This window comes from Cerasibacillus sp. (assembly GCF_036516575.1).
GTDB lineage: Bacteria > Bacillota > Bacilli > Bacillales > Amphibacillaceae > Cerasibacillus.
The window spans coordinates 18,436-29,668 of the sequence record NZ_DATBTY010000058.1 but is presented as its reverse complement, the minus strand read 5'-3'; the positions used below and the strand labels follow the sequence as shown (position 1 = coordinate 29,668).

The 11,233-nt window shown below is 32.9% G+C and carries 10 protein-coding genes and 1 tRNA gene; 5 read left to right on the top strand and 6 right to left on the bottom strand.

What is annotated here, in order from left to right; genetic code table 11:
* Positions 1 to 433 precede the first annotated feature (433 nt).
* The gene (locus tag VIG73_RS09520) at positions 434 to 1,039 is read left to right on the top strand and encodes a rhomboid family intramembrane serine protease (RefSeq protein WP_331641330.1); all 606 of its coding nucleotides are present in this window, start codon (positions 434 to 436) and stop codon (positions 1,037 to 1,039) included.
* 545 nt (positions 1,040 to 1,584) lie between these two features.
* Positions 1,585 to 2,133, top strand: coding sequence for a short-chain dehydrogenase (locus VIG73_RS09515; RefSeq protein ID WP_331641328.1), 549 nt, complete (start codon positions 1,585 to 1,587; stop codon positions 2,131 to 2,133).
* A gap of 166 nt (positions 2,134 to 2,299) precedes the next feature.
* Here the strand turns inward: VIG73_RS09515 and VIG73_RS09510 are convergent, their stop codons facing one another.
* The 6 genes from VIG73_RS09510 to VIG73_RS09490 all read right to left on the bottom strand — a co-directional run bounded on the left by VIG73_RS09510 (position 2,300) and on the right by VIG73_RS09490 (position 8,059).
* The gene (locus VIG73_RS09510; protein ID WP_331641326.1) at positions 2,300 to 2,947 is read right to left on the bottom strand and encodes a hypothetical protein; all 648 of its coding nucleotides are present in this window, start codon (positions 2,945 to 2,947) and stop codon (positions 2,300 to 2,302) included.
* A gap of 6 nt (positions 2,948 to 2,953) precedes the next feature.
* Positions 2,954 to 3,718: a MerR family transcriptional regulator gene (locus tag VIG73_RS09505; protein WP_331641324.1), complete on the bottom strand. Its 765-nt coding sequence runs from the start codon at positions 3,716 to 3,718 to the stop codon at positions 2,954 to 2,956.
* Positions 3,719 to 3,914: 196 nt separating this feature from the next.
* A tRNA-Thr gene (locus VIG73_RS09500) sits at positions 3,915 to 3,990 on the bottom strand.
* A gap of 1,065 nt (positions 3,991 to 5,055) precedes the next feature.
* Positions 5,056 to 5,352 (bottom strand): hypothetical protein, encoded by a 297-nt coding sequence (locus tag VIG73_RS15740; RefSeq protein WP_414648398.1) that lies wholly within the window; start codon positions 5,350 to 5,352, stop codon positions 5,056 to 5,058.
* 219 nt (positions 5,353 to 5,571) lie between these two features.
* On the bottom strand, positions 5,572 to 7,383 hold the full coding sequence (locus tag VIG73_RS09495; protein ID WP_331641323.1) for a HAMP domain-containing sensor histidine kinase: 1,812 nt from the start codon (positions 7,381 to 7,383) through the stop codon (positions 5,572 to 5,574).
* Positions 7,358 to 8,059: a response regulator transcription factor gene (locus VIG73_RS09490; protein ID WP_331641444.1), complete on the bottom strand. Its 702-nt coding sequence runs from the start codon at positions 8,057 to 8,059 to the stop codon at positions 7,358 to 7,360. Before VIG73_RS09490 ends, VIG73_RS09495 begins: the two co-directional genes overlap by 26 nt.
* A gap of 1,203 nt (positions 8,060 to 9,262) precedes the next feature.
* On the opposite strand from VIG73_RS09490, the gene VIG73_RS09485 reads away from it, so the two are divergent.
* Genes VIG73_RS09485 through VIG73_RS09475 form a run of 3 tightly spaced genes read left to right on the top strand, consistent with a single transcriptional unit; the run spans position 9,263 to position 11,128 of the window.
* On the top strand, positions 9,263 to 9,970 hold the full coding sequence (locus VIG73_RS09485; protein ID WP_331641322.1) for a 2-phosphosulfolactate phosphatase: 708 nt from the start codon (positions 9,263 to 9,265) through the stop codon (positions 9,968 to 9,970).
* Positions 9,952 to 10,743: a phosphosulfolactate synthase gene (locus tag VIG73_RS09480; RefSeq protein ID WP_331641320.1), complete on the top strand. Its 792-nt coding sequence runs from the start codon at positions 9,952 to 9,954 to the stop codon at positions 10,741 to 10,743. The genes VIG73_RS09485 and VIG73_RS09480 overlap by 19 nt, the downstream gene beginning before the upstream one ends.
* A complete protein-coding gene (locus tag VIG73_RS09475) occupies positions 10,730 to 11,128 on the top strand; it encodes a VOC family protein (RefSeq protein WP_331641319.1) in 399 nt (132 codons plus the stop codon). Before VIG73_RS09480 ends, VIG73_RS09475 begins: the two co-directional genes overlap by 14 nt.
* The last annotated feature ends 105 nt before the right edge of the window (positions 11,129 to 11,233 follow it).

Below are 11,233 nucleotides of genomic sequence, written 5' to 3'. Positions count from 1 at the left end.
AAGGAATAAGTAATTTTATTTGAATATCCCTTAAAATACTTTAATTTGCTTTTACTATAATTGGTTGGAAGAATGAGCTAACCATTAAATATGTTTGGTAGATTTTCATTCCAAAAAACCACTAAACTTTAATTTGATGACTGGCTGACTGGTGGTTGGTGTTGTAAGTACTATTACTTATAAACTTGACAAAATCATAGATGATCTTCACAAAACACAAGGGTTGAATTTTGTCGAAATTTCACAATTTGCAGGTAATTGTTATTGTGATAGTCTTAAATAAAGGCTGATAACATATTGAAAATGTGTTACAAGTTATGATGTCACTTAAAAATTGGGATGACCTAACAGGTTTAGTAAGTAGAAGAAATTCATGTTAGCAAACTGTTTGTTTTACTTTTACCTATTTTTATAAAGGAGGTCTAACATAGTTATGAGTGTGCATACATTAAAGACAATTCCGGTAACGATTGCCTTTATTGTGATTTGTGCGGTTATTGTCCTTTTGCATTACATCATCTTTCAACAAACGGATTATAGTCATGAAAGTGTGATCTTGTTTGGAGCTTTAGATCAACAACTAATCAGCAAGGGGCAAATATGGCGATTGCTTACATATGCGTTCGGTCATATGAGTATGATTCATTTTTTTATCAATTTACCAATTTTGTTTATTTTATCTCGTTCCCTTGAGAGATTTTTTGGTAGTTTTAAATTTTTCCTATTTCTGATTCTCACATCAATTAGTGGTGGTATTTTATTTTACTTTTTTTACGAAGGCCCGATGCCTATCTCAGGATCTTCAGGACCGGTTTTTGGCTTTATCGGGATCCTTACGTTTTTAACGGTTCGATATTTCGATCGAATCTCCGCTAATGATAAACGGTTTACGGTCATGATGTTGCTCATCGGATTTGTCAGTACCTTTTTGATTCCGAATGTAGCAATCTCTGTACATCTTGGTGGCTTTTTCGGTGGAATTTTAGTTGCCTTTATTGATTCATTATTTAAGCAAGAAAAGGTACAAACTACTGAATAAAGTAATCCTTCTATTCCAAACCCGTAGTTGACATACGCTCACCCTAGATTACGGGGCAGATCCTAGCTCAAAAGATGTTGCACGGGTACTTCGTGTCCCAAATTCATTACATACAGGGGTCAATAGACCTGTACAAGTGAATTATTTCAATTCAATTCCGAAGCAATCTACACTATGTCTATGTTCCAGAAATTTGTCGATCCTTTTGAGATTTATAGAAATAAAGATTACAAAAAGGCTAGGAACAAGCCCATAAGTAGGTCTAAACTGAGAAGGAATATAAAACATCTTTTTAATGTATATACACTGTTTAATGCACGTGCGAATAATTTAGAGCTCGGAAGATAATTGATAAATTTTATAGTGATATAGAAAGTTTTTAAGCGTTTACACACCACGTGTTAGAGCGTTTCACAAAAATGATTATGGCGTAATTGTGAATGAAAAAAGAACCGTTTTTATTTGTTTTTTATCATAAATAAAAGCAGATTTACCTTGTAAAGATAGATTTGCTTTTCTATACTCGATATAATTGTGAGGTGGAAATGATAAAACATGTACTTATTATTGGTGGTACGGGTATGCTACGGGAAATGTCATCATGGATGATTAAACAAGCGGATAAAACAATGTTAATCGGAAGAAATAAAGAAAAGTTGGAGCAAACTGTCCCTGGCGATAATGAACACAAAGTCCATTACCAATTCATTGATTACCGAGACACCTTGAAATTGCAAGAAGGAATACAGCATGCTCTTGAAGTTCATGGTGCATTTGATTATGTGATTGCATGGATACATAGCTCTGCACCAAAAGCACTTCCAGTGATCTTTAATGAACTGAATCATCTTGAAGAGAAGTGGCGACTCTTCCATATTAAAGGGAGTAGTACGAATGTCAATGCCATTAAACAAAAAATAGAGATTCCAAAAAATTGCTTGTACCGCGACGTTCAGCTTGGATTTAAAATAGAAGAAAATCGTTCAAGATGGCTAACACATCATGAAATAAGTCGTGGTGTCATTGAAGCTATTAATCTTGACCGGGAAAAAACGATTGTTGGTGTATTGGAACCATGGGAACGACGCCCTTAAGCAGCGTAAAACAAAAAATGTAACTATACTTACAGCTACATTTTTTTATATCAACTATTTTATTTATCCCACTTACTTCAGTGGGTTTCTCTTTGAGCAAATCTTTCATCTTAATCTACAATATACCGCGATTAGACAACCGGATATGGTTTAATGACTCGGCAAATTATTTTCCATTTGTTTTTGATGGAAAAATTGTATATGACCATGACCAAATGAAATCAATGATAAAAATCAAACCCCACAACATGCCGATAGAATAAATGGTCTCATTAGGGTAAGGAGAATCTTCAAAGCGACCTGTCTCAATCCATGATAAATCTCGTATATAACTGAACATTTCCTCTATATCTTTCGTTCCGTACATCCAAAAAATGCTCTGTACAACTAGAAATACGACTAAATGTACTGTCGATGACCAGCGGTATTTTTTCGCTATATATTTTGGATTTTTATTTCTGGCTATCACGTCATAGTCTTTTTCTGTTAAGAGTTCTACACCACGCCATGTACCTATCTTTCTTCTCATCCAACGATCTAGCTTTAAAAAATCAAAAATACCAAATGTACACGCGTACAGTACAAAGACCGCTATGACAATTTGAAAAGTCGAGATCTCCCCTGTCATACGATAAAGCACCAAAGCTAATAAAGCCTCTAACATTAATAGCACCAGAAAAGCAATAATAAATAACATACTTAGTCTTTTCTTACTAAGAAAATATCTAACAAAACCAAATAGTAGTAGAGATACCAATAATAGAATCTCTATCGTAATGAATATTTCCCATTGAAAATCGAGAATAAAAGCCATTAATGATCAACCTTCTTTCTCCCCATCAAATTGTTCATTTTGATACACTTCCCAAGCCTGCTCAAAGAAATCCAATAGTTCCTGTTCGATAGGATAGAGACCAATTTCTTTAGATTTTTCTGGTGATTTTCTTATCGCCCAAAACTTTTCAAAAAATGCATCGTTATAACCAAATGTTTCGATCGACTTTTCATCTATTCGTTTAACAACGCGTTGAACTTCAGGTGCCTTAATGCCTTGACCCATATGTTTCTTCAATTGTGCGATTAAAGAAATCCACTCTAATGAATCCGGGTCATCACGATTCATATTTGGCAGAAGATGAAGTAATTCCCTTTCTTGTGAATCAAAATAACGATGCCGATAGATTTCTCTTTTCTCAGCGTTTTGTTGGTATAACTGGATTAACTGATTGATATAAAGCAAGTCAATCGACCCGTCAATTGTTAAGCTATTCATTAAACCTTTTAATGTTTGTTCAATCTTTATCATTCTTTCCTTTTCTTGTTGAATGTACTTTAATTGATTTTCTAACCCCTTTGCCCAATTCCAATTACCATCATCTGATAAGATGTCCTTTATTTCTTTTAATTGAAAGCCTAACGTTTTCAAAAATAGGATTTGTTGGAGTTTTTTTAATTCTGTTTCACCATAAAGTCGATGTCCACCATCCGTTTTCCCAGCAGGAGATAATAAATCTATTTCGTCATAGTAACGTAGTGTCCTCACTGATACACCTGTTTGTTTCGAAACATCTTTTATAGATATCACGATTTACACCACCGTTTTATAATGATTAATTCAATTCAAGTATACAAAATAACGTTACGTCACTTTCAAGGTATTATTTATTCTTTTAGAAAAGTAACGCTCAATATTGAGTTAGAGCTTAAAGCGTAGTAATTTATTGGGTTAAAAAAACGCTATTCCTGACATAAACAGAAATAGCGATTATTTAACATATTAACGCTGGCGAGAGGATTTGAACCTCCGTCCCCTTTTATTACAAGTGAAGTACACTATGCCAGTTGTGCTGCGCCAGCTTGCTTGTGGAAGGTATTCATCTATTGAAATTAAATTTACTTGAATTTCTCTATATATGCTTCCGATACCATTTCATATATTGTCGCTGACTCTTATTCATGCGTATGTTCATAGTTTCATTTATATTAAAAAAACCTTTGTATCTTCCCCTAAACTATCTGAAATTATTATTATTTCATCATCATTAAAACTAAAACTAATAAAACCTTGTCAAACAAAGAATCTTGATTGGGATAAAGTAACAAGCAATTATTAACATCTAACCACATTGATTGACTCCACGACTTAATTTAATTCTGTCGGTACACCAAAATGAGGCTTTTTGCTAACTTCATAATAAATTGCATCATATCTATTGTAAAAACAATAATTTTGAATAGATTCCATATCGTTTAGCTCCTGTATGCTTAATAAACTTGGTTGTCGTATAATAGTCACAGGAAGTTTTCCTCCAAACTTTAGGTTAGTTTCGAACAACTACATTTTAATCAATTCCACTTTATTAAACCCTAAGTTTATTATCCTTGTATTTATGCACTAACAAGAAAGGGTGCTAATACTTCCTTCCTGATTGCACCCGTTAGCTTAAAATTATTTTTTGCATATCTAATAATATGTTTCCATCCAGATCTTTGAAATTAAAATAATGATTATGTTCAATAAAATTTGCGATTGCTTACTATTTCATTTTTCGTGACCTATATTAAAGTCAGATTGCGAAAACGGAATAATCAGATTATACCCTAACAATAATTTCGTTTTCCTCTATCGGTTAACATGTACTTTTCTTCTAATCTCAACTTCTCCATCGTATTTTAAAGGCACGAAATACCATATATTTAATATAGGTGTCTCCAGTGGTTTACACTCGTATTGGATGAACATGTCTTCCTACCTTCCTCTAACATTTATTATTATTTAAGCATTCGGTTAACAATCTTATTTTTTGATCCCATTAATAAAAACCGCCTGGTGATGTAACACCAAACGGTTAGTGCAAGAGCCTTAAAGGGGGTAACTCACAACTTAAAAGAGCAAAAATAATAATTAATTATCTTTAACCATTAATCGGAGCGTTTATTTATCCGATACTTAGAATTCTTCTGCTTCAGGACAATTCCTTCCAGGTCTCTCTCCTCCACCAAGTAGAAATAAGGTACCTCAACCTCTTCGATCCATTGAACGTTTACAATCCGCTCCGATTTGAAATCCAACTGATTCATTATTTCCTTACGTTCGATGAGTGGTAAGGACGCAATCTTTTCACCAGCACAATAAATAAATATCGTATACACACAATTGAATTTGACGTTGACTCTTTCTGCTTTTGAATCGTCCCTTAAACTACATGGTACACACAGATAACCGGCAAAATCACCTTCGAATTTTGCCGGTTATCTTGAAAGTATTATTACTTTACTTTTTTCTCTTTTCTTTATTGCTCCCTTCTGTTTTTGTTAAAGCCCGCTTAGACATACCAAATAGAACCGTTTTAGATGGGGAACTTATTGTACCTGGAGTAAACGGAGCGCCTGGCTTTGAAGCAATGATACTTACAATATATCTTCCTAAAGTAAATATCATTTCCTTGCCAAGGGAAAACTGATAACAACTTTAAACATATCCCCATCTATATCGACTTTAAATATACCTCCACTCACATGTGTAAAGCTTTCTGCGATAGATAACCCTAGACCACTTCCATCTGCCGTTCTTGCTTTATCTCCTCTGTTAAATCTCTGAAGTATCTCGTCTACTGTAAAATCTATTTCATACGAAGAAGTGTTTTTTATTACCACTATTCCCATTCCATTCTTTTCTTCTACTTCTATAAATATTCTCGTTCCTTTTAATGAATATTTAAATGCATTATCAAGCACGTTTTGAATTACTCTATAGAGTTTATTGCCATCTGACACTATTTCTATAGGAGTATCTGGAAACTTCATCTTTATTTGACCTAAATCTTCAATACTATCCGCCATATCTAGTAACGTTTGTTCAACCAACATTCTCATATCAATCGTTTCTAAATTTAAATTAATATCACCACTATTACTCTTTGCTAAATCAAATAAATCAGAAACAATATTCTTTAATCTTTCTGATTTTTCATCAAGAATTTTAACGTAATCCTTTGCAGCATCTGAAAGATCTGTTTCCTTGGACAATAAATCTACATAGCTTATGATTGAGGTTAAAGGAGTCTTCAAATCATGGGATACATTGGTTATTAATTCTATTTTCATTCTTTCTAATTTCATTTGTTCCTCTAAACTCTCATTAATGCCTTTATTGATCTCATCATATGTCTTATTATTATATTTCACATACCAATATATCAGTACAAGCTCAAGCAACGGTGGTAATATTACTAATGGAGTGTATATTAACATTACGGTTAATAATACGAAAATTCCGCTACCTACGATGAAAGCTAATTGCCTTTGATGAAGATTCTTAGTTAGTGGATACTTTGCATATCTTCTGCCATCAAATAAACTTTTTACAAAATCCTTTGTATTCCAACAAATTGTATATAATAAAAAATCTTTTATAAATTTTCCCTCTTTAATCTTTCTTATTAATGCTAATAATCCTATTTCTGACAATAAAGCACATATTGTGGTTACTATTCCAACAAGATACAAGTCAGATTTCTGAATCGAAGGTGTGCGAAGTATATGAGTATAATAGTAATAGTTATCTACAACATAAATAAATATAGCTATAATTGGCAAAATAAATAATGCTAATAAAATTTCACTATATAACTGATCTATCCAAGTTGTTTGTAATTCTTCTTTATTCGGCTTCTTTCCTGTAACAATGATTAAATAGATAGTAAGAATTATTGCTATAACCATATAAATGGAAAACTCTATCGCTTGATCACGTAATATATAGTTTGCATCATTCCAATCTTCCTGCTTTTCTTTCATATATCCATCTTTAAAGGCAATATATATGGTTGTATCCTTTCCAAACCAAAATGTGGATTTTTCATTAACACGACTGTTAGATTTAAATCTTCCCTGATCATATTCATAAAAATAATTACTATAATTTATAAAATCCTCTCGATTAAACCCCTCTCGATTAGTTATTATTTCCTTACCATCGGTTATATAATAGATTTGATTTTCATTCTCTATTAACGTCTCTTCATTATTTTTAAAGTTCGAATATATCTCACGAAAACTACGTTCTACCTCATACGTAAATGTGTTGCTTTCTTCGTATGTCTCTACAAATAGTGGTTCTATATTATTTCCTTCCCAATCTACTTGCACTAATTGAATAACAGCCATTGAAATCATAATAGCTACTATCAAATATGCTACAAATTTAGTTATTGTATTTCTACTAAAGTTTTTCAATTTTGTACCCAATACCCCACACCACCTTTAAATACTTAGGCTCCTTTGGATTTATTTCTATTTTTTCACGAATACGCCTTATGTGGACCATTACAGTATTTTCAACCCTATAAGCAGGCTCTTCCCATACTTTTTCATAGATATGTTCAGCCGAAAAAACCATCCCAGCATTTGTTAGTAAGAAATCTAATATCTTATACTCAGTAGGAGTTAGTCGAGTAGGAACACCATCTACTAATAATTGTTTGGATTCTTTATTCAGTTTCAACCCTCCGACTGTAATCTGAGCATTTTGTGTAATATTGCCAACATCCCCTAGAGTGATATACCTTCTCAAATGACTTTTCACCCTAGCAATTAATTCATCTGGATTAAATGGTTTCGTTACATAATCATCTGCTCCCATAGATAATCCTAATATTTTATCACTGTCTTCTGACTTTGCAGATAAAATAATAATTGGTATATTCTTTTGCTCTCTGATCTTTAAGGTGGTAGAAAGGCCGTCTAGTTTCGGCATCATAACGTCTAAAAGAATTAATTGAATATCATTCTGTACCAAAGCATCTAACGCTTCTAAACCATTATATGCTTTAACAACCTCATATCCTTCCATCGTTAACAACTTATCCAGCGCATTTGCTATCTCCCTATCATCATCTACTACCAATATTTTAGTGTCCACAATATTACGTACCTCCTGTAACCTATATATGTAAATTAACCATTAAATCTTTCAATCATCTGTATATAAACCTTACAAATTTCTTAATGTTTTCCATTTGATAACAAAACCATATTTCAGGAGCGTGTGCTAATCTACGATGTATCTAAGCGATTCTATAATTTTGCCTATTCAATTAACCTACCCCTATTGTATATGTTCAACAAAAAAAATGCTTCTCCTTCAAGCATTGCACCCGTTTGTTGAACATCCATTAATTTTATGATAAGGTTCACCGTGATGTTTTTATTAATTTATTATTACCTACGTACAACTAACATTGGTCGCGGTCTACAAAAATCTTACTCAACTAAATTATCTTTACTATGCTATACTTTCTTCTTTTCCACTTACGTTATAAAAGAGACGAGAGATTCTTCTTTATTTCACTTTAATCAACATACTAAACCTTGCTTTAATGTTAAGGAGGCTCCTGATGGATGTATCTGTGTTTCTTTAGTAACCTAAAAATTTCGATAGAAAAGTTCTTTCTAAAATGTTCATCTGCACCTATATATCCTGTAGCTACTGTATAGACGGTTGGATATTTTATCTCATACGAGCCAATATACATTTCCTCCATATCTAAGCTACACATGGGAAGTCTTGAAAACACACAATTAGATTTTAATAAAATTAAAAAAGATCAAAACCTACTCAAACTACGCTTATTCGTTCTAATCTTTTGCCGATGCCTTCTTAGATTAATACAAATACATCTAGCAATAGTTTTTAGAGGTAAATTAAAAAAGTGAGCATTTTTGCTACATTAAAATCCTCTTTACTAAGTCTATTAATTGTTTTTATCTCTAATGCGAAACAGTTTAATTTCATTAGCTAAAAAACGTTTTTATCCCTATCTCGCCGTAATGCTTCTTTTGTAGAGTGATAATAACCATCGTACTCTACTCCAACATTTAAAGATGGAATATAAATATCTATTTCCTTACATGTACAGCAGATACCCCAATATTTTGAGTCACTTCAAATATCATAAGTACAATTTTCACCATTTTCTCTCCAATTATTTAATAACCAAACCAATAGTGGTTACATGTTTATTTGTAACGTATAGTCATTGGGCGAATATACTTTGTGTAATGACCTGAGTACAATCAAGAAAAACCCCATTTAGATCGTGGAGGGCATTAGGAGAGAATTTAACACATGCATATTCAAATTTATCAAGGAAACACAGCGCCGCCAACTGCTGCAAACATTACGATTGTCATTGATGTTATCCGAGCTTTTACAGTAGCTCATTATGCTTTTTTAAAAGGTGTCAAACGGATTATCCTGGCTAAAAATCTGGAACAGGCGTTTCAGTTAAAAATGAAAAATCCTGATTTTCTTTTAGCTGGAGAGATTAATGGACTTCCGATTAAAGGATTTGACTTAGACAATTCTCCTTACAATATAAAGTCAATAACCTTGACTGGAAAAACACTTATTCAAAAAACAACAAACGGCGTTAAAGCTACATTACATTGCTTGTCATCAGATCATGTGTTTGTAACTGGATTCGCGAATGCAAAAACGACAGCAAAATTTATAAAAAATAAGTTTGCAAAAGATCGGGAGAAGAGTATCAATATTATAGCCTCTCATCCAAGTGGTGATGACGATTTGGCTTGTGCAGAGTATATAAAAAGCATCCTTGAAGATTCTAATACGATTTCAAGTAAGAAGGTAGCAGAACGGATTAAACATTCGCATGTAGCCGAAAAATTTTTTGACGAGAATAATTCATATTTTAACCGCGTAGATATAGAATATTGCATGATTGAGCTGGATACGGGTTTTGTCATGAAGGTTAGAAAGAATGCTAAAATACCGATGATTGAGAGGGTAAATGTATGCAAGAAAAAGAGTTAATTCTTCCGACGAGGGAAATAAAACCGCGAGAGAAAGGTTTAACGATTCTAATTGATAAGGGAGTACCTTTAAGTTTTTTTAAAGATACGATTAGCAGCTTCAGCGACTATATTGATTTAGTAAAGTTTGGCTGGGGAACATCCCTCGTAACGAACAGTTTGCATCAGAAGATAGAATGTTTACGAAATCATAGCATTGAATTCTTTTTCGGTGGTACGTTATTTGAAAAGTTTTTAAGCCAAGGTAAAGTCGAACATTATTATGATTACTGTAAACAATTTGAGTGTAACTATGTTGAACTATCTAATGGAACAGTGGCCATTGATAACAGTGAAAAAGCTAAATTCATATCGGAGTTTTCCCAGGAATTTATCGTATTTAGTGAAGTGGGTAAAAAAGATGTTACAGAGGCCAACGCACAAGATTCATTGACATGGCTCGAATATATACAACAAGATATACAAGCCGGAGCTACAAAAGTAATCTTGGAATCTAGAGAAAGTGGAACAAGTGGAATTTGTAGGGAAGATGGGAATATACGAATGGATATACTTGATTTAATCCTAGATGCTTCTATCCCTGTCGAAACACTAATTTTTGAGGCACCTACTAAAAAGATGCAAACATATTTTATAAAAAAGCTAGGAATGGATGTCAACCTTGCAAATATTTCCCTTCAGGATGTCATTTCACTTGAAACATTACGCTTAGGTTTACGATCCGACACCTTTAATATTTTTAAATTGGAGGGGATATTAAATGAGAGACAATAATAAAGTGTTTCATTTAGCTATTCCATGCAAAGAGTTGGATGAAACAGTAGATTTTTATGAAAAGATGGGGTGCAAGTTGGCTAGAAGGTATGATGATCGCGTAACATTTGATTTCTTTGGTGACCAACTCGTCTGCCATTTAAGCCCGAAAAATATTGATGCTGAACCTTCGATGTATCCACGTCATTTCGGTATTACATTTTTAGATAAAGAAGAGTATGAGAAAATATTAGCATTCGCAACTGAACAAGAACTCCCCTTCTTTAATAAACCAATGGTACGATTTGAAGGAAAAAGAGAGGAACATTTGACATTCTTTTTGATCGACCCGGCTAATAACTTAATCGAATTCAAGTATTATCATGATGCCGAAATGGCTTATTAAAAAGGAACGGATGTTTAAATATATGTATTTATTGATTCAAACGACATATTCTATAATTAGAAATCCATATCATAACAAAAGATCGCCCTTGCTGTAACATGAAAC